The organism is Nocardia sp. BMG51109, assembly GCF_000526215.1.
In the GTDB taxonomy this organism is placed as follows: domain Bacteria; phylum Actinomycetota; class Actinomycetes; order Mycobacteriales; family Mycobacteriaceae; genus Nocardia.
The window spans coordinates 2,167,883-2,187,819 of sequence record NZ_JAFQ01000004.1 but is presented as its reverse complement, the minus strand read 5'-3'; the positions used below and the strand labels follow the sequence as shown (position 1 = coordinate 2,187,819).

The following is a 19,937-nucleotide window of genomic DNA, read 5'->3' as shown; positions in this document are numbered from 1 at the left end:
TCCACCGCAAGAGGCTAGTCTGTCTGCAGCATGGCCGTTTTCACTACCGGCGAAGCCGTCGCCCTGGACCTGCCGATCGCGCGCATCCCCACCCGGGCCGCGGCATTCGTCATCGATGTGGTGCTGCAACTGGTGGTGGGCTGGCTGCTGGTGCTCGGCGCCTCGGCCGTGCTGGTGTGGGTGCGGCCCGATACCGCGTGGCTGGACGTCGCTCTGCTGGTCATCGTCGTCTCCGTGCTGGCCGGCTACCCGATCACCTGCGAGACGCTGTTGCGCGGCCGCACCGTGGGCAAGCTGGCGCTGGGGCTGCGCGTGGTCCGCGAGGACGGCGGGCCCATCGACTTCCGCCACGCCCTCACCCGCGGACTCGCCGGCGCGATCGTCGACTTCTGGGCTCTGGGCGGGCTGGGGGTCGTCGCGGTGGTCACCTCGCTGTGTTCGCCCCGGGCGCGGCGGGTCGGCGACGTGCTCGCCGGCACGGTGGTCGTGCACGACCGGGCCCGGATTCCCATGCCCGCCTTGGCGGTCGCGCCGCCGTGGCTGCTGGGCTGGGTGCAGCGGCTCGATCTGTCCGGTCTGAGCGAAGACCTCGCCCTGCCGGTCCGGCAGTATCTGACCCGATTCCGGACGCTGACGCCCGAGGCGCAGCACAACCTCGGGGTCGCCCTGGTCGCCGCCGTCTGCGAGCAGTTGCGAGTGGTACCCCCGGTCGGCTACCCACCTCTACAGATCCTCGGTGCGGTGATCGCCGAGCGCCAGCGCCGCACCCTGACACCGGCGCCCGTCGCTCCCTCCCCGCAGCCCGTAGCTTGGCGGCAGCCGGCGTGATCCGGCGCTCCGGCGGCGGCGTGTGCCGTGCCGGGCCTGGAACCGTTGGTGGTGCACGTCTTTCCGGCCCGATTTCGGGGGGGAGGGGTGCCTGAGTGATCACCCTGTACGCCCGTAACGCCGCTCCACCGTCAGAGCGTGTCGTTCGGGAGTCTCCTGGGGGCACGTTCCTCGGCTCGTGTCGTCGCTCATCGGTACCGGGCCGGTCCTGCCGTATGCCGATGCCCTATCGGCCCGACGGCATTCGTATCCGGCGAGGCGCCGGTGTGGGCTCCGATCGTCACAGTCCGCCGGAGCGCTTGAGTTCCAGGTATTCGTCCGCCAGTTGTGCGGGCAGGCGGTCGGGGGCGGCGGCTACCACGTCGATACCCTTGCGGCGCAGGGATTCCCGGGTCGCCGTGCGCTCGGCGAGCAGGGATTCGGCGGCGGCCGCAGTATAGATCTCGTCCGCCGTGCCGTACCGCGCCGCCGCCGCGGCCACATCCGGATCGGTGACCGAGACGATCAGGACTCGGTGCCGCTGGGTGAGCACTGGCAGCACCGGCAGCAGATTCTCTTCCACCATCGCCCCGTCCAGGCTGGTGAACCACACGATCAGGCTGCGGCGGCGCGAGCGCTGCACCACCGTCCGGGCCAGGCCGACGGTGTCGGTGTCGACCAGGGCGGGGACGACGCCGGACAGGGCGTGCATCAGCCTGGGCTGCAAGCCCTTTCCGCTGCTGCCCTGCACCTCGGCCCGCACCCGCCGATCGTAGGCGAGCAGGTCGACGGTGTCTCCGGCCGCGGCGGCCAGCCCGCCCAGCAGCAGCGCGGCCTCGATGTTCACATCCAGCCGGGTGCCCGCGCCGATCCGGCCGGCGCCGAGCCGCCCGGTGTCGAGCACCAGCAGCACTCGGCGGTGCCGTTCCGGTCGCCAGGTACGCACCAGGACATCGGCGGCGCGCGCGGTGGCCCGCCAGTCGATCGCCCGGACGTCGTCGCCGGGAACGTATTCGCGGAAGGAGTCGAATTCCGAGCCCTGGCCGCGCGCGTTGATCACCGTGCTGCCCTCGAGCAGGTGGAGCTCTGCGACCTTCGAGGCGAGCATTCCCTCGCTGCGGAACGGCGGCAGCGCGCGCAGCCGGGCGGGGACGTCGCGGCGGAACTGCTTGCCCGCCAGGCCCATCGGGCCGAACAGTCGCAGGGTCACCGGGCCCGCCGCGCGGTCGCCGCGGTAATCCGGTCGCAGCGTGGTGGGCAGCCGAGTTCGGGTGTTCGGCGGCAGGTGCAGCGGATACGAGCGGGTGGTGGCGTGCGCGCTGTCGGGCCAGTCGTCCCACAACCGGCCGCGCAGGGTGCGGTCGCCGTGGTTCAGCACCGTCAACTCGACGGTCGTCGACTGTCCCGACCGGACGGTGGTGTGCGGGCTGCGGGACAGCCGCAGGTGCTCGGCCCGGCCCACGGCCAGCACATCGACGATTGCCAGTACGGCCAGTAGCGCGGTGAGCAGCACCACGGCCCACCAGGTCGCCAGCGCCGTCGCGCCCACCGCGGCGACCGCGGCGACCGCGGCCAGCCGTCCCGTGACGACCATCGCCTACACCGGGACCGGCACCGACAGCAGCAGCGACGACAGCACGCTCTCGGTCGTCACGCTGTCCAGTTCCGCCTCCGGGCGCAGCTGCAGCCGATGCCGGAGCACCGGCACCGCAACGGTCTTCACGTGATCGGGCGTCACGAAGCCGCGGCCGGTGAGCCACGCGAGGCCGCGCGCGGCGGCCAGCAGCGCGGTGGCGCCGCGGGTGGAGGCGCCGTGCTGGACCGCGGGTGCCGCCCGAGTGGACCGGCACAGGTCGACGATGTAGGCCAGCACCTCCGGATTCACCGGCACCCCGGCCACCGCGGACCGCGCCGCCGTGAGGTGATCCGGCCCGGCGACCGGGCGCAGGCCCGCGGCCGGCAGGTCCCGCGGGTCGAATCCGGCGGCGTGTCGCTGCAGGATGCGGAATTCGTCGTCGCGGCCGGGCAATTCGATATCGACCTTGAACAGGAACCGGTCCAGCTGCGCCTCCGGCAGCGGGTAGGTGCCCTCCTGCTCGATCGGGTTCTGGGTGGCCACCACGACGAATGGTTCCGGCAGCGGCTGGGGCTTGCCGTCCACCGAGACCTGCCGCTCCTCCATCGATTCCAGCAGCGCGGACTGGGTTTTCGGCGGTGTGCGGTTGATCTCGTCGGCCAGCAGCAGATTCGTGAACACGGGGCCGCGACGGAAGGTGAATTCGGCCGAGTGCGGGTCGTAGATCTGCGATCCGGTGACATCGCCGGGCATCAGGTCCGGCGTGAACTGGACCCGGGCGTGATCGAGGTCCAGCGCCGTCGCCAGCGAGCGCACCAGCAGCGTCTTCGCCACGCCCGGAACGCCTTCCAGCAGCACGTGGCCGCGGCACAGCAGCGCCAGCACCAGGAACATCACGGCCTGGTCGTTGCCGACGACGGCCTTGCCGATCTCGTCGCGTACCGCGCCGAGGGCCCGCAGGGCGTCCTCGGCGGTCGGGGTGTGCTGGGTGTCCGCACTGGTCATCAGGTCTCCGTCATCCGATCTCCGATTCGATTCTTCGCAGTTGCGCGGCAACCAGTCGCAGCGTCTCGTCGTCCGGGACCGGGCCGAACAGGGCAGTGCCGATATCGGCGGCGGGCAGGCCCGTGCGGCCGGCGACCGCGGCGACGATCCGGTCGGCGGGCGCGTCCGCGGTCACGCCCAGGACGGTCCGGATTCGGCGCAGCGACGCCGCGCGCAGCGTGGCCGCCACGTGATCGCGGTCCCCGGACCTGCGGTACAGCGCCGCCTGCCCGGCGAGCAGTTCGTTCGCCGCGATCTGCACCGGGCGCGGCTCGCCGACGAGCGCGCCGCGGCGACGGGCCCGCCACCACACCACGATCGCGCCGAAGACCAGCCACTGCAGGCCACCGTAGGCCAGCCAGGCCGGTGTCCGCGCGAAGATCGAATCCGAGCCCTCGCCGAGATTCGGGGTGGGCGGCGAGTAGTCGTCGGGAGTCGGCGGAGGCTGCGTCGGCGGTTCGGGCGGTGGCGGTGCGCTGGGCGCGGTGGCCAGCTGGATCAGCAGGTAGACGATCAGCGCCAGCCCGATCACGGCGAGGAGAACGGCCCAGAACTTGGGATCGCGAATCAACTGCGGCAGCGGCGGAATCCGGATCGACCGGTCGCGCGGGGGCGCGGCCTCGACCGGCTCGGGCGGCGGGGGTGGAGCCAGCGAAAAGACGTCGGCCTGCTCGAGCCGCCGGTATTCGGCCTCGGTGGCCGCCCGGCCGCCGTAGACGACCTCGTCGAAACCGTCTGCGGCGGTGGGTAGCTCGCCGGCCCGGTCGGGCAGCGCGGCAACCGCGTCGGTGGCGGTCTCCCGGGCGGTGCGGGATCGCCGGACCGCCAGGACGCCGCGCTGCTCCAGGCCGCGCACCACGGCCCGGTATCGCTCGCGCAGGGCGGTGTCGTAGTCGTGCTGTCCCGCCGCCGCTTCCGCCGCACCGCGGTGATCGCCGGCGGCGCCGAGCGCGGGTGGCGGCGGCGCCGGTGGTTCGTCGATGCCCGGTGGCGAATAGATCGGCGGTGGCGGGGTACGGAGTGGAGGGGTGCCCGCCGGATCGGTTCCGGTCATGCCGCCCCCGCCCGGGTTCGGTTGCCCACCACCGGAATCCGGATGTCCCAGCCCTCGCGCCGGCAGCGGCGATCGGCGTAGCCGACCACGTCGGCGGCCGATTCCACCGCCTCGGCGAGGGCGGCGAACAGCAGGACGGTGGCCGTCGACAGGACGATCGCGGCCCAGCGGTGGGTGCCGGAGATTTCCGAGACGAACAGCGTGCCGCCGACCAGCGGCACGATCAGCACCAGCAGCACGCCACGCAGGTACAGCCACACCCCGGTCAGCCGCCACTCACCGCCCGCCGCAAGGGTTTTCGCCCGTGTTGCCGCGGTGCGGTAGGGCATCGGCTGCCCGAACGGCGCCGAATCCCCGGACGGCGCCGACTCGTCCAACAGCGCCGGAACCGTCAGGCACCGTCGTGCCCGCAGCCAGCCGAGCCAGACCAGTGCGGGCAGCACAGTGACGACGAATATCGCGCCCAGCGCGAGCACGCCGAGGCCGATCAGGGTGGACACCGCCCGGTACCGCAGCAGCGGACCCGCCGCGCGTCTCAGGTCCCGGAGGGCCGACCGTCGATCGATCGGACGCCGGTGCAGGCTCGCCAGCCCGGCCGGCACGGTCACCCCGCGCACGTACCAGCGCAGCAGCCAGGCGAGTACCACCGTGGAAAGCACCGCGGCCCAGGCCGTTCCGGCATCGGAACCGCCCGTCGCGGCCGATCCGGCGACGGTGAGGGCGGCCACCGCGCCGACCGCGATCAGATATGCGGCCCCCACCAGCCCGCCCAGCAACCGGATGTGTTCCGTGAGCACCGCGAACGGCAGATCCAGCGACTCCCGGAAGGTCAGCGGCCGGACCGGAAGCCGTTCCGGAGCATCGGAGCCGGGGATCGGGGCCGCCCCCGCACCGGAATGGTCCGTGGTCACGTCGGCGTCACCGGTCCGGTGGACGCGCTCCGTCGGGGATCGAAGGCCGGGCGTGGCGGCCGGGCACGGACGTGGGGCGGCCGAGTGCGCGAATAACCCATCTGTCCGCCTTCTTCGCCGATGCCGGGTGCCCCCACGGTGCGGGATACTTCGTTTCCCCTACGCACAATAATGTGCACGGCCGGACAAAGCTGCGTGCCGGCCGGATCGGCCGGTTCAGAGCGCCAGCAGGCGAGCGACCACGGCGCGATAGCGGTCCGGGTCGACGGAGGGCATGCCGAGCAGGGCGCGCAGGTAGACGCCGTCGCCGACCAGGCGGATGACCTCGGCGCGGACCGGATCGTCGACCTCGTCGTCCAGGGCCGCGCCCCAGGTCGACATGACCTCGGCGAGGGCGCGGCGCACCTCGTCGTCGCGCTCGTCGTGCGGGGCGTCGACCGTGCGCATGGCCGCCACCATGGACCGGTACAGCGCCAGCTCCAGTGCGTCGGAGTCGTTGTCGGGGCTCGGCGCCTGCAGATACCACTCGGCGACCGACTTGCCCTGCGCCACGGCATTGTTCAACTGCTGGTCGGTGCGTTCACCGAGGCGCCGCACGAGGCCGGCCAGCAGCGCGTCCTTGTTCTTGAAGTGGTACAGCAGGCCGCCCTTGGAGACACCGGCGGTCGCCGCCACGTTCTCCAGGGTCACCTGGGACATGCCCTTGTCCAGCAGCAGGGTCTCCAGTGCGTCGAGTATCCGGTCGCGGGTGGTGGTCGTCACGGTCCTCGACTGTACCGTCCGGACGGTAATCTTTGGTACTGTACCGTCTGGACGGTAAAACTCTCTGCCGTCGAACGCCGACGACACGGAAGTCGAGAACGACAGAAGGGCAGAAGGACGATGGACACCCGCAACGCCACCGCGATCCCGCGCCGGGCAACTGCCCGGGACTGGGCAGGCCTCGGCGTTCTGGTACTGGCGTTGCTGCTCGTCTCCGTGGATGCCACGGTGCTGGATATCGCGGTCCCCGCGATCAGCGCCCACCTGGCTCCCAGCACGTCGCAACTGTTGTGGATCATCGACGTGTACTCGTTCGTGCTGGCGGGTCTGCTGGTCACGATGGGTGCACTCGGTGATCGCGTCGGTCGCCGCCGGCTGCTGCTGCTCGGCGCCGCCGGGTTCGGCGTCGCCTCCGTGCTTGCCGCGTGGTCGGTGAATCCGGAGATGCTGATCGCCGCGCGCGTGCTGCAGGGCGTCGCCGGTGCCACGCTGATGCCGGCCACCCTGGGCCTGATCCGCGCGATGTTCACCGACGCGCGCCAGCGCACCACCGCGATCGCGGTGTGGAGCGCGGCGGCCGCCGGTGGCGCGGCGTTCGGGCCGCTGCTGGGCGGCTGGCTGCTGGAGCATTTCTGGTGGGGCTCGGTGTTCCTGATCAACCTGCCCGTGATGCTGGTGCTCGTGGCGCTCGGCCCGATCCTGGTGCCCGAGTCGCGGGATCCGCATCCGGGCCGTTTCGACCTGGTCAGCGCCGGGCTGTCGATGATGGCGCTGGTGCCGGTCGTGTACGCGGTCAAGGAGACCGCCGCGCACGGCCCGAGTCTCGTGCGGCTGGGCGTCGCGCTGGTCGGCGCGTTGGCGGGCGTGTTGTTCGTGCGCCGGCAGCGCCGCCTGGCCGACCCGATGCTGGATCTGCGGCTGTTCGCGCTGCCGCGGTTCCGTACCGCGGTGCTGACCAATCTGCTGGCGGTGTTCGCGCTGGCCGGTGTGCTGTTCTTCGGGTCGCAGTATCTGCAGCTGGTGCAGGGGCGTTCGGCACTGGACGCCGGGCTGTACCTGCTGCCGGGCATGCTCGCCAGCATGGTGTCCGCGCTGGTGTCGGCGTGGTTGGTGCGCTGGTGGCAGCCGAGCCGGGTGCTGGCCGGGGCGCTGGTGGTGGCCGCGCTCGGCGCCGGGCTGTTCGTTCGGCTCGGTGCGGATCCGGCGGCCGGTGTCGGCGCATTCGTCGCCGGGTTCCTGCTCGTCGGCGCGGGTGTCGGTGTGGCGCTGACGGTCTCGTCGGATCTGGTGGTCGGCTCGGCGCCGCCCGCGCGCGCCGGTGCGGCGGCCGCGGTGTCGGAGACCGCGTACGAGGCGGGCATCGCGCTCGGTGTCGCGGTGCTGGGCAGCGTGGTGATGTCGATGTTCCGGTACGGACTGGACGTGTCCGCGGTACCGGCGCCGCAGCTGGGCGCCGCGCGCGAATCGCTCGGCGGTGCCGTGGACGTGTCCGCGGGCCTGCCGGATCAGGTGGCCGCGACGCTACTCGATTCGGCGCGCGCGGCCTTCGTGTCCGGTATCCACCTGGCGTCGATCGCGACCGCCGCGATCCTGTTGCTCGCGGCGGTCATCGCCGCCCGCACCGCGACGTCCCCGGAGCGGCCGGCACTCGATCGTGGCACCGGGCCGCGGGAGCTGTCCGCCACCGAGCGGGTCCCCTGAGAGCCGGGTTCGTCCTGTCGGTCGGTCCGGACGGTCGGCATTGTCGCGCTCACCACATCCTCGGCCCGGCCCTGTCCGCCGACGTCACCGGACCGGCGCCGCGCGGGACCGGCCCGCCCGAGCTGATCTCGCGCGGCATCGTTCTCGTTCGTCGGGTGCGCGACGATTCGGGGCCGCAGGGCGTCCGGTCGGACGGGGCCGACTGGACGGGCATCCGGGAAAACCGTTGGTAGCTGGGCTTTTACATGTTCTACGTGAAACAATCCGCGTTTTCCGGGCGTGTCGTGCCGGGTCAGTCCCTACCGGGCGGGGGGAGTTGGCGCGGATCTCGGTGCTCGAATTCCCGGGCACCGGTGCGGGCGGCGACGGCGTCGTACCGGTTCGGCGTGGTCAGGCCCGCGCGGGCCGGATCCTGCGCGTCGACGATCCGGGATGCCACCTGCTGGGCGTACGGGTCCGAACCGGGGGCCGGTCCGCCGTGGCCCGATTCGTCGGAGTGCACCGTGACCTTGCGGGTACGGCGCAGGGTGAAGGTGATCTCCTCCGCCTCCTCGATCGCGTGCCGGACGGTCCGCAGTGGGTGCGTGGCGGTGCCGACGGCGTTGGCGACGAACGAGGGCACCAGCGGCCGGATCCAGCGGGCCGCGGTATCGGAGAACGGCACCGTGCCGATCACCGGAAGTTCCAGGCCGGCCTCCTTTTTCGCCGGCGGAACGCCGGTACCCGAGGAGGGCCGGGCGGGCAGGCCGGACGATGACATGGTTGCCTCCCGGGGAACGGGGTCGTGCTGTCGATGCTCGGGCGCGGGCGGAAGTTCGGCCAGCGTCTCGAAGTCGGCGACCGCCCGGCGCGCGGGTTCGGTGATGCCGATCTCGAAGTTGCCGAGGGCGGCGACGATGCGGGTGCGCTGCCGCTCGCGGTCGATGGCGGTGTCGGCGTGCGCGGCCAGCCGGGTCGCGGCCAATTCTTGGTCGGCGCGCAGACTTTCGGCCTCGGCGCGGACCTCCGCCCGCTTGATCGCGATAGCCGCCGCGGCGTCCTGCTCGGCCCGGTCGACCACCGCCCGCGCCGCCATGCGGCGTTCGAACGAGGTCTCCCCGCGCCACCAGCGCACCAGCAGGGGCAGCAGAGCGAGTACGACGCCCACCGCGAGGGTCGCGAAGCGCAGCAGCAGGCCGCCGGCGTGGCCCGTGGTGTAGTCGTTCATCGCCAGCCAGCGCGCGCCCAGTCCGCGATCGCCGGTTCCGACCGCGCCGGCGCGGGCCCGGTCGAGGTCCTGCTGCCGTCCGGCGATCCGATCGTCGAGCGGCCGCACCCGCGCCTGCGACGCGACCAGCCGGGCACGGGCGTCGTCGAGCATGGCGTTCGCGGTCTGTGCCTCCGGTCCCTGGCCCGGCACTCCGGTGATCTTGGTCTGCGGGCATTCCGGCGTCGGGTTGTATTCACAGCGAGCGACGATCAGGGCCTGTTCGATATCGCCCTGTGCCGCGGCGACCGTTCGGTCCAGCTCGGCCCGCTCGGTGCGTGCCTGTGCCAGTTCGGCGCGAGCGGTGACCGCCGCGGGCGCGGATTCGGCGTCGCGCCTTGCCCTTTCGTCGAGCGTCCGGTCGACGCTGCCGCCGAGCAGCACGGTCCCGGCGAGTTCGGCGATCACCACACCGGCCAGCACCGCCACGACGACGCGGCCGATCAGCCGGCCGCGGCGGCCGGGCAGCGCGGCAGTGGACAACGTCCGCGAAGAGGGGGTGGACAGTGCCCGAGAACCGGCCGCGACCAGCAGCACGGTGAGCAGTGTCGCGATCGCGACGCCGAGCGGCGGCCAGTGCGCCGCACCGGTGGCCGCGGCGACCACCACGCCGGACACCGCGGCGAACAGCAGCACCGCCGCGCCGCCGACCGCGTAGCCGGAGCGTTCGTGCCGGTCGATGGGTCCGGTGTCGGCGCCACCGAGCCAGGCCAGCGGCGCGGCGACGGAGAATCGGGAGGCCGGGTCGCCGGACGCGGTGGCAGCGGGCGACTCGGGGATGTGGGGGGCGGTCATGGGATCTCACATCCTCCAAGTCCCAGGGATTTTCGCGGGCTCGGCGACAGTCGTTCGGTGTCGCCCACACGGCGGATCGAGCCCGGCGGCGGCTCGCATCACCGCGGTGGCCTCGCCGAGCACGGCCGAGGACCGTGCGCGATCAGACACAGCGTGACAGGCTGGGGCCCGTTCTACCGAGTACGCCCCCGGGTATGTGGTCAGGTTCACAGATCATCGGCGAGTGCTACATCGCGGGCGCTCCCGAATCCATGGGGCACGGTGGTATGGACAATGGCCCGGAATTCGGTTCGGGCTCGGCGACAGGAGGTTTCGCATGCGTGGCGCCGTCCTCGCACTGACCGCGGCGATGTCGTTCGGGGCGGTATCCGTCCAGTTGTTGCCGATCCCCGCGGATCCCGTGGCGGCGGTCGCCGCCGCGGAGGTACCCGGCGATCCGGCCACCCCCGCTGTGGCCACTCCCGGCACGGCGGGCCCCGAAACCCTCGACCGCCTGGTGGAACTGGTGCTGGAGCGGCTGAACACCGCCGACGCGGTGGCCGCCGCCAAGTGGGCGACCTCCGTCCGCACCGGACAACCACCGGTGATCGACGACCCCGTGCGCGAGACCGAGGTCTACGACTCGATGGCCGCCCTGGGCGCCGACCTGGGTCTGCCGGACTCGTGGGTGCGGCAGGTGTTCCTCGGCCAGATCGAGGCCAACAAGATCGTGCAGCGCGGGCTGCACGGCCGGTGGCGGTTCGATTCGCGTTCGGTGCCCGCGACACCGCCCGACCTGGCCGCCGTCCGCCCGGTGATCGATCGGGCGAATGTCGGCATCGTGCGGGAGCTGGCCCGGGGCCGCGCGCTCCTGACCGGGCCCGACTGCACCCAGCGGCTGACCGGCACGGCGCTCGGCGTGCTGAGCTCGGGACGTGTCGATCCGCTGCACGGTGCGGCGCTGGTTCGCGGTTCCGCCGCGCTGTGCTCGGCACCCTGATTCGCGCTGTGCTCGGCACCTTGATTCGCGCTGTGCTCGGCACCCTGATTCGGGTCGCCGGGCGAGGGGCACCGCTGTGTGAGAAACCGCACGCGGTGGGTTTGCTGGCATGGTGCTGAGAGGTTTGTCCGGGAAAGCAAGCCGTACGGTCTGAACGCAGCTGCCTCCTGCTTCCCGCGTATCCGGAACGTCTCCTTCGCGTGACCGCGAAGTTAGCCGCCTTACAGTCGGTTTGTCCGTGGCGGAGCCTGGGAATTCTTTATTGATGCAGGTAAGAGGGCATCTTGCGGCGTATGTGCAGGCACAGCGAGCGGTGCGGCGCGACGATGGCGAACAGTGGCAAACACGACTCAGTGATCATCCAACCCTGCTTTACACTGGAGAACGCGCAGGTAGTGGAGGACCCATGAAGAAGCCCAGGTAGTAGCCATTATTAGCACAACCTAAGTTGGTTGGGCTCAGGTCCTGACTTATCGTTTGCTCTTATGTCGGGCACGAAATGTCCGACTACATCGCCCGTTCCGGCCACGAGCCGTGGCACCCAGCCTAGCGGGCGACAACGGCTCGGTGGGTAGGGAATTCGTAAGAGTTCCGTTACCGCCGAGCACCCGGCTACGACATCGAAGCGGGTAGGACAACTGGAGAGTCGACTGCACGGGATGACCATCAGCGCCGCTGGTCTCCGAAACGTCCGGGCGCAGTCTAGACGGAAGCGTTCGACGAAGGCCCGATTTCATCGAAGGCCTGATTTTTGAAGGCAGAGGCATGACGCAACTTCCTGGCCACCGGTCACCGGGGTCCCACGGGCAGCACCGCAACCCGGGACCCACCGGTCTCTACGATCCGGCGTACGAGCACGACGCGTGTGGCGTCGCGTTCGTCGTCGACATGCACGGCCGCCGCAGCCGCGACATCGTCGACAAGGCTATTACGGCATTGCTGAACCTGGAACACCGTGGTGCCGCGGGCGCCGAGCCCAACTCGGGTGACGGCGCCGGCATCCTGATCCAGGTTCCGGATCGGTTCTTCCGTGCTGTTCTCGCCGAATCGGACGCCGCCTTCGAACTTCCTCCCGAGGGTTCCTACGCCACCGGCATCGCCTTCCTGCCGCAGGCCCGCCGGGAGGCGGCCCGCGCCCGGTACCACGTGGAGAAGATCGTCCGGGAAGAGGGCCTGGCCGTACTCGGCTGGCGCGAGGTGCCCATCGACGAGTCGTCGCTGGGCGCGCTGTCGCGCGACGCGATGCCGACCTTCCGCCAGCTCTTCATCGCCTCGCCGCCCGATTCGTCCGAGCAGCTGTCCGGCATGGATCTCGAGCGCCGCGCCTACGTGGTGCGCAAGCGCGTCGAGCGCGAGCTCGGCAAGCAGGGCCCCGGCGAGGGCGCGGTCGGGCGCGAGACCGTCTACTTCCCGAGCCTGTCCGGCCAGACCTTCGTCTACAAGGGCATGTTCACCACGCCGCAGCTGCGGGCGTTCTACCTGGATCTGCAGGACGACCGGATGGAATCCGCGCTGGGCATCGTGCACTCGCGCTTCTCCACCAACACCTTCCCGTCCTGGCCGCTGGCGCATCCGTTCCGCCGGGTCGCGCACAACGGCGAGATCAACACCGTCACCGGCAACGAGAACTGGATGCGGGCCCGCGAGGCGCTGCTGAACTCCGACGTGTTCGGCGTCGACCACGAGGGCCGCAACCGTCTGGAGAAGGTCTTCCCGGTGTGCACCCCGGGCGCGTCGGACACCGCCCGCTTCGACGAGGTGCTGGAACTGCTGCACCTGGGCGGCCGCAGCCTGCCGCACGCGGTGCTGATGATGATCCCGGAGGCCTGGGAGCGGGCGGAGTCGATGGACCCGGCGCGCCGCGCCTTCTACCGCTACCACTCGTTCCTGATGGAGCCGTGGGACGGGCCCGCGTCGGTGTGCTTCTCCGACGGCACCGTCATCGGCGCGGTGCTCGACCGCAACGGCCTGCGACCCTCGCGCGTGTGGGTCACCGACGACGGCCTGGTCGTGATGGCCTCCGAGGTCGGCGTGCTGGATATCGATCCGGCCAAGGTGGTGAAGAAGACCCGATTACAGCCCGGCCGCATGTTCCTCGTGGACACCTCGCAGGGTCGCATCATCGACGACGACGAGATCAAGACCCAGCTCGCCACCGAGAACCCGTACCAGGAGTGGCTGGACGAGGGTCCGACGAAGCTGTCCGACCTGCCCGATCGCCCGCATGTGCACATGTCGCACGACCGGGTGCTGATCCGGCAGCAGATCTTCGGCTACACCACCGAGGAGCTGAGCCTGCTGGTCTCGCCGATGGCCAAGACCGGCGGCGAGGCGCTCGGCTCGATGGGCACCGATACCCCGATCGCGGTGCTGTCGGCCCGCCCGCGGCTGCTGTTCGACTACTTCTCGCAGCTGTTCGCGCAGGTCACCAACCCGCCGCTGGATGCCATCCGCGAGGAGATAGTGACCAGCCTGCGCAGCATGATCGGCCCCGAGGCCGACCTGCTGCACCCGAGTGCGGAGTCCAGTCGCCAGATCACGTTGACCTCGCCGATCCTGGACAACGACGAACTGGCCAAGCTCGTCCACATCAACGACGACGGCTCGCATCCGGGCCTGCGCTCGGTGGTCGTGCACGGCCTGTACCCGGTCAAGAAGGGCGGCAAGGGCCTGCGCAAGGCGCTGCAGGCGATCAACGAGCAGGTGTCGGCCGCGATCGACGGCGGCGCGCGCATCATCGTGCTGTCCGACCGCGAGTCCAACGAGAAGCTGGCGCCGATCCCGTCGCTGCTGTTGACCTCCTCGGTGCACCACCATCTGGTGCGCGAGCGCACCCGCACGATGGTCGGCCTGGTCGTGGAGGCCGGTGACGCCCGCGAGGTACACCACATGGCGACGCTGGTGGGCTTCGGCGCGGCCGCGATCAATCCGTATATGGCCTTCGAGTCGATCGAGGACATGCTCGAGCGGCACTCGCTGGAGCTGCCCGGCAGTACCGGCGATCTGGCCGTCGACTACGACAAGGCGGTCAAGAACTACATCAAGGGCGCCGGCAAGGGCGTGCTGAAGGTGATGTCCAAGATGGGCATCTCCACCATCGCCTCCTACCGCGGCGCCCAGCTGTTCCAGGTCGTCGGCCTGGCGCAGGAGCTGTGCGACCAGTACTTCACCGGCCTGAACTCGCCGCTGGACGGCATCGGCCTGGACGAGATCGCCGGCGAGGTCGCGGCCCGGCACCGGGTGGCGTTCCTGGAGAACCGCAACGAGCGCGCGCACCGCGAGCTCGAGGTCGGCGGCGAGTACCAGTGGCGGCGCGAGGGCGAGTATCACCTGTTCAACCCGGACACGGTGTTCAAGCTGCAGCACGCCACCCGTTCCGGCCAGTACAAGATCTTCAAGGAGTACACCAGGCTGGTCGACGACCAGTCCGAGCGGCTGGCCTCGCTGCGCGGCCTGTTCAAGGTGAAGACCGAAGGGCGCCATCCGATTTCGATCGACGAGGTCGAGTCGGCGCGCGATATCGCCAAGCGGTTCTCCACCGGCGCGATGAGCTACGGCTCCATCTCCGCCGAGGCGCACGAGACCCTGGCGATCGCGATGAACCGCCTGGGCGGCCGGTCGAATTCGGGCGAGGGCGGCGAATCGCCGGCCCGGTTCGAGCCCGAGGAGAACGGCGACTGGCGGCGCAGCGCGATCAAGCAGGTGGCGTCCGGCCGCTTCGGCGTGACCGCGCACTACCTGACCAACTGCACCGATATCCAGATCAAGATGGCGCAGGGCGCGAAACCCGGTGAGGGCGGGCAGCTTCCGGCGCACAAGGTATATCCGTGGGTCGCCGAGGTGCGGCACTCCACGCCGGGCGTCGGCCTGATCTCGCCGCCGCCGCACCACGACATCTACTCGATCGAGGATCTGGCGCAGCTGATCCACGACCTGAAGAACGCGAACCCGCAGGCTCGGGTGCACGTGAAGCTGGTCGCCGAGCCAGGTGTCGGGACGGTCGCGGCGGGCGTGTCGAAGGCGCACGCCGACGTGGTGCTCATCTCGGGCCACGACGGCGGCACCGGCGCCTCGCCGCTGACCTCGCTCAAGCACGCCGGCGGTCCCTGGGAGCTCGGCCTGGCCGAGACCCAGCAGACGCTGCTGCTCAACGGCCTGCGCGACCGAATCGTGGTGCAGGTCGACGGCCAGATGAAGACCGGCCGCGACGTGATGATTGCCGCGCTGCTCGGTGCCGAGGAGTACGGCTTCGCGACCGCGCCGCTGGTGGTCTCGGGCTGCATCATGATGCGGGTGTGTCACCTCGACACCTGTCCGGTGGGCGTCGCGACGCAGAATCCGGTGCTGCGCCAGCGGTTCACGGGTAAGCCGGAGTTCGTCGAGAACTTCATGCTGTTCATCGCCGAGGAGGTGCGCGAGCTGCTGGCCGCGCTGGGCTTCCGCACGCTCGACGAGGCCATCGGCCGGGTCGACCTGCTCGACACCACCAAGGCCAAGGAGCACTGGAAGGCGGCCAAGCTGGACCTGTCGCCGATCCTCGACGACGTCGAGACGGCGTTCATGTACCAGGACCGCCGCCGCACCAAGGACCAGGACCACGGCCTGGACAAGGCGCTGGACAACGAGCTGATCGCGCAGTCCGCCGATGCGCTGGAACGCGGCAAGCCGGTGAAGTTCGAAACCAAGATCACGAACGTGAACCGGACGGTCGGCACCATGCTCGGCCACGAGGTGACGAAGCTGTACGGCGGCGCCGGCCTGCCCGACGACACCATCGACATCACCTTCACCGGTTCGGCGGGCAACAGCTTCGGCGCGTTCGTGCCGGCGGGTATCACGCTGCGGGTGTTCGGCGACGCGAACGACTATGTCGGCAAGGGGCTTTCGGGCGGTCGCCTGATCCTGCGGCCCGCCCTGAACGCCCCCGCCGAGTTCGTGGCGGAGCGGAACATCATCGCGGGCAACGTGATCCTGTTCGGCGCCACCAACGGGCAGGCGTTCATCCGCGGCGCGGTGGGTGAGCGATTCGCGGTCCGCAACTCGGGCGCCACGGCGGTGGTCGAGGGCGTGGGCGACCACGGCTGTGAGTACATGACCGGCGGTCGCGTGGTCATCCTCGGCGACACCGGCCGCAACTTCGGCGCCGGCATGTCGGGCGGCATCGCGTTCGTCTACGACCCGGACGGCACCTTCGACAGGAGGGTCAACGCCGAGCAGGCCGATGCGATCGAGCAGCTGTCCGGCGACGACTTCACCTGGTTGCGCGACGTCGTGACCCGGCACCGCGACGAGACCGGTTCCGATGTCGCGGACCGGATTCTCGGTGACTGGTCGCAGCAGGTGAATCACTTCGTGAAGGTGATGCCGCGCGACTACAAGAAGGTCCTGCTCGCCATCTCCGAGGCCGAGAAGGCCGGCCGGGATGTGGGCGAGGCGATCATGGAGGCCGCTCGTGGCTGACTGCATGTGGACGAGGCGCTGTCACCATTCGGGGTCGCCCGTCGCTGAGAATTTTGTTGGTAAGGCGCGAAGGGCAGAGGCCGTTCATGGGTGACGCACAAGGATTTCTGAAGCACACGACCAGGGAGCTGCCCGAGCGGCGGCCGGTTCCGCTGCGGCTGATGGACTGGAAAGAGGTCTACGAGGAGGGTTTCCCGGACGAGACCCTGCAGACCCAGGCCAGCCGCTGCATGGACTGCGGAATTCCGTTCTGCCACAACGGATGCCCGCTGGGTAACCTGATTCCCGAGTGGAACGACCTGGTATACCGGGGCAATTGGCGCGAGGGCATCGATCGCCTGCACGCCACCAACAACTTCCCGGAGTTCACCGGGCGGCTGTGCCCCGCGCCGTGCGAGGCGTCGTGCGTGCTCGGGATCAACCAGGATCCGGTGACCATCAAGCAGGTCGAGGTCGAACTCATCGAGAACGCCTTCGACGAAGGCTGGGTGGCCCCGGTGTATCCGACCAGGCTGACCGGCAAGAAGGTCGCCGTGGTGGGGTCGGGGCCGTCCGGCCTGGCGGCGGCCCAGCAGCTGACCAGGGCCGGTCACACGGTGACGGTGTTCGAGCGCGACGACCGCATCGGCGGCCTGATGCGCTACGGCATCCCGGAGTTCAAGATGGAGAAGCGCTTCATCGACCGCCGGCTGGCGCAGATGGAGGCGGAGGGCACGGTCTTCAAGACCGGCGTGAACGTCGGCGTCGACATCACGGCCGCCCAGCTGCGCGAGCGGTTCGACGCGGTGGTGCTCGCCGGCGGCGCGACGATCGCGCGCGATCTGCCGATTCCGGGCCGCGACCTGGACGGCATCCATCAGGCGATGGAGTTCCTGCCGCAGTCCAACCGCGTGCAGCTGGGCGATCCGATCACCGACGAGAACGGCCTGCCCCCAATCAATGCCCGGGGCAAGAGGGTCGTCATCATCGGTGGCGGCGACACCGGCGCCGACTGCCTGGGCACCTCGCACCGGCACGGCGCGGCGAGCGTGCATCAGTTCGAGATCATGCCGCGGCCGCCGGAGACCCGCGCGGAGTCCACGCCGTGGCCGACCTACCCGCTGATGTACCGGGTGTCCTCGGCCCACGAGGAGGGCGGCGAGCGGGTGTACTCGGTCAACACCGAGCGCTTCGTCGGGGAGGACGGCAAGGTGACGGCCCTGCACGCGCACGAGGTGCAGATGGTCAACGGCCGGTTCGAGAAGGTCGAGGGCAGCGACTTCACCCTGGAGGCCGAGCTGGTGCTGCTGGCCATGGGCTTCACCGGACCGCAGAAGGCCGGTCTGCTCGAGGATCTGGGCGTGGGCTACGACCAGCGCGGCAACGTCAAGCGCGACACCGACTGGCAGACCACCGTCCCCGGCGTATTCGCCGCCGGTGACATGGGCCGCGGCCAGTCGCTGATCGTGTGGGCCATCGCCGAGGGACGGGCCTGCGCGTCCGCGGTGGACCGGTTCCTCGAGGGCGAGTCGGCGCTGCCGTCGCCGATTACGCCGACGACGGTCGCCCAGCGCTGACCGGCGACAGCGCACCGAATACACGGAAGTGCCCGCGGCCGCTGCCGCGGGCACTTTCTCGTCCACGGCCGAGTGGATTATGTTCGCGCCCCGGTCGTTTCGCGTGGGCACGGCCGTTCCCGCGGAGCCGGCGGCTGCGACGGAAATCGGACGAGTTCGGGTGGTCGAATGGCACTTCGGGTATATGCCCTCTATTCTTAGCGTCGGTTGTGGCACCGAACCGGCCCTTTGGTCTGTTTCCAAGCTCATAAGAACGAGTGATCCCGGTTAGCCTTTCGTTAACCGAATGGAAATTCGGTTGCCGCACCATGATCAGCAAAGATGGTCGGGATGTCCCCGTGCTGGGGCGGGCTTGAACTGGAGCGGTATGCGGTTGAAGAAGTTGGTCGCGGCTGCAGGGGCAGCGACAGCGGTGTTGTCTGGCGTGGTAACCGGCGTCGCACTCGGAACCGGCCCCGCGGCAGCGGATCCGGGCTGCCCGAGCCTCTACGTGGTGGCGATCCCAGGAACCTGGGAGACCGGCGATCACAAACCCGAGGACATGGTCGGCCCGGGCATGCTGTCCGGCGTCACGCGCGGGCTGCCGAGCTCCGCGGAGGTCGACTACGTGTCGTACGCGGCGACCGCCTTTCCCTGGGAGGGCGATGTCTACGGGGCGTCCAAGAAGCAGGCGATAGATGCCGCGCGCGGGTTGATCCACGATATGGCCGGCCGCTGCGGCGGAACCCGCTACGCCCTGGTCGGATACAGCCAGGGCGCCGACGCGGCCGGCGATCTGGCCGCCGAGATCGGTACCGGCCTGAGCGTGGTGACGCCGGACCGGATCGCGGGTGTCGGTCTGATCTCCGATCCGCGGCGTTCGCCCGCCGATGTCCAGGTCGGCCCGGTGGTCGCCGGTGCCGGCGCGGGCGGGCCGCGGCCGGGTGGGTTCGGCTTCGTCAGCGACCGGGTCCGGACGATCTGCGCCGAGGGCGATCTGTACTGCTCGACCGACGATCAGGACTTCGTCACGCGCTTCGCGGGCTTCCTGGCCCAGGCGTCGGGAGCCACCGCGGCCAACCTGTGGCGCTACCAGCTGGAGGCCGGTTCGATAATCGGTGATCTGATGGCGCACGGCGGAATTCCGACGCTGGGGGCGCAGCTGTCCGAGGGCGCGAACAAGCAGCGGGTGGAGCAGCTCGAGGGCTTCTACGGTTCCGGTACGCACACCTCCTACGGTGACTACTCGGTCGGCGGCGGACAGACCGCCATCAGCTGGATGCGCAACTGGATCGCCGGCATGGCGTAATTCCCGGTCTCGCCGGATTTCGTACACGAACCGAGGGCCGCCCCGCGCGGGCGGCCCTCGGCCGTATCCACCCGGTTTCTCGGCCGGCAGTTTCCTGGGAGTTCGGGAGTTTCACGCCTGCTCGGCCAGGTTGCGCGGCAGCAGGTCCCAGACGTGACCGTTCTCGTTGATGGTCGCCGCGGTGCGCCGGCCGGTGCGCGAGTACAGGATTCGGGTGATCGAGCAGTAGTCGATCGGGAAGGTCAGCGGGCGTTCCAGCCCCAGGACGTCCTGCAGCAGCACATTGATCACGCCGCCGTGCGCGAAGACGACGACGGTGTCGGGGCGGTCCGCACCCGCGGCGATCTCCTCGGCGGCGGCGAGCACGCGGCCGAGGAATGCCGGGCCGTCGATCTGTTCGGGCAGGTGGCCCGCCTTGATGCGTTCGTAGGTTTCCTGGAACTCCCGGCGCGCGTCTTCGATCGGTACGTAGAAGGGTAGGTCGCGGTCGTACTCCGCGAGTCCGTCGACGATATCGACGGGCAGCCCCAGCTTGCCGGCGGTCGGTGCGGCCGTCTCGCGGGCGCGGCGCTGCGGGCTGCTCACCACGCGGGTGATGCGGTGCGGGCCGCCCTGCATCCGGGTCAGCGCGGCCGGGACGCGGTCGGCCTGTTCGATGCCCAGTTCGGCGAGCTCCGGATCGGCGGGACCGGAGGCGGTGAAGTCCCGCCGGGGTTGGGCATGACGGACGAGAACGAGCTGCACCTGTTCCACTCTGC

The 19,937-nt window shown here is 70.3% G+C and carries 13 protein-coding genes; 6 read left to right on the top strand and 7 right to left on the bottom strand.

What is annotated here, in order from left to right:
* The first annotated feature begins 30 nt into the window (after positions 1-30).
* Complete coding sequence (locus tag D892_RS0111350; RefSeq protein ID WP_024801354.1) at positions 31-828, top strand: RDD family protein; 798 nt, start codon at positions 31-33, stop codon at positions 826-828.
* Positions 829-1,108: 280 nt separating this feature from the next.
* Here the strand turns inward: D892_RS0111350 and D892_RS0111345 are convergent, their stop codons facing one another.
* From D892_RS0111345 to D892_RS0111325, 5 genes are all read right to left on the bottom strand, one after another.
* A complete protein-coding gene (locus D892_RS0111345; RefSeq protein ID WP_024801353.1) occupies positions 1,109-2,401 on the bottom strand; it encodes a DUF58 domain-containing protein in 1,293 nt (430 codons plus the stop codon).
* Between the two features lie 3 nt (positions 2,402-2,404).
* A complete protein-coding gene (locus tag D892_RS0111340; RefSeq protein WP_024801352.1) occupies positions 2,405-3,388 on the bottom strand; it encodes a MoxR family ATPase in 984 nt (327 codons plus the stop codon).
* Between the two features lie 10 nt (positions 3,389-3,398).
* Positions 3,399-4,481 carry a DUF4129 domain-containing protein gene (locus D892_RS0111335; protein ID WP_024801351.1) on the bottom strand — a complete coding sequence of 361 codons (1,083 nt, stop codon included), beginning with the start codon at positions 4,479-4,481 and terminating at the stop codon, positions 3,399-3,401.
* Positions 4,478-5,392: a hypothetical protein gene (locus D892_RS0111330; RefSeq protein WP_024801350.1), complete on the bottom strand. Its 915-nt coding sequence runs from the start codon at positions 5,390-5,392 to the stop codon at positions 4,478-4,480. The genes D892_RS0111335 and D892_RS0111330 overlap by 4 nt, the downstream gene beginning before the upstream one ends.
* 216 nt (positions 5,393-5,608) lie before the next feature.
* Entirely contained in the window at positions 5,609-6,154 is a 546-nt protein-coding gene (locus D892_RS0111325) for a TetR/AcrR family transcriptional regulator (RefSeq protein ID WP_024801349.1), read from the bottom strand.
* Positions 6,155-6,274: 120 nt separating this feature from the next.
* On the opposite strand from D892_RS0111325, the gene D892_RS0111320 reads away from it, so the two are divergent.
* Entirely contained in the window at positions 6,275-7,855 is a 1,581-nt protein-coding gene (locus D892_RS0111320) for an MFS transporter (protein WP_024801348.1), read from the top strand.
* A gap of 292 nt (positions 7,856-8,147) precedes the next feature.
* On the opposite strand, the gene D892_RS49375 is transcribed toward D892_RS0111320, so the two are convergent.
* The gene (locus D892_RS49375) at positions 8,148-9,896 is read right to left on the bottom strand and encodes a DUF4407 domain-containing protein (RefSeq protein ID WP_024801347.1); all 1,749 of its coding nucleotides are present in this window, start codon (positions 9,894-9,896) and stop codon (positions 8,148-8,150) included.
* A gap of 316 nt (positions 9,897-10,212) precedes the next feature.
* Here D892_RS49375 and D892_RS40935 point away from each other — a divergent pair, with 316 nt between their 5' ends.
* From D892_RS40935 to D892_RS0111295, 4 genes are all read left to right on the top strand, one after another.
* Positions 10,213-10,875, top strand: coding sequence for a chorismate mutase (locus D892_RS40935; protein ID WP_024801346.1), 663 nt, complete (start codon positions 10,213-10,215; stop codon positions 10,873-10,875).
* A gap of 765 nt (positions 10,876-11,640) precedes the next feature.
* On the top strand, positions 11,641-16,335 hold the full coding sequence (gltB, locus tag D892_RS0111305; RefSeq protein WP_024801345.1) for a glutamate synthase large subunit: 4,695 nt from the start codon (positions 11,641-11,643) through the stop codon (positions 16,333-16,335).
* 86 nt (positions 16,336-16,421) lie between these two features.
* Positions 16,422-17,891, top strand: a complete 1,470-nt coding sequence (locus tag D892_RS0111300) for a glutamate synthase subunit beta (protein WP_024801344.1) — start codon at positions 16,422-16,424, stop codon at positions 17,889-17,891.
* A 367-nt stretch (positions 17,892-18,258) separates the two neighbouring features.
* Positions 18,259-19,179 carry a cutinase family protein gene (locus D892_RS0111295; RefSeq protein WP_084161027.1) on the top strand — a complete coding sequence of 307 codons (921 nt, stop codon included), beginning with the start codon at positions 18,259-18,261 and terminating at the stop codon, positions 19,177-19,179.
* Positions 19,180-19,290: 111 nt separating this feature from the next.
* Here D892_RS0111295 and D892_RS0111290 read toward each other — a convergent pair whose 3' ends face one another.
* Positions 19,291-19,923: a histidine phosphatase family protein gene (locus tag D892_RS0111290; RefSeq protein ID WP_024801342.1), complete on the bottom strand. Its 633-nt coding sequence runs from the start codon at positions 19,921-19,923 to the stop codon at positions 19,291-19,293.
* Between the last annotated feature and the right edge of the window lie 14 nt (positions 19,924-19,937).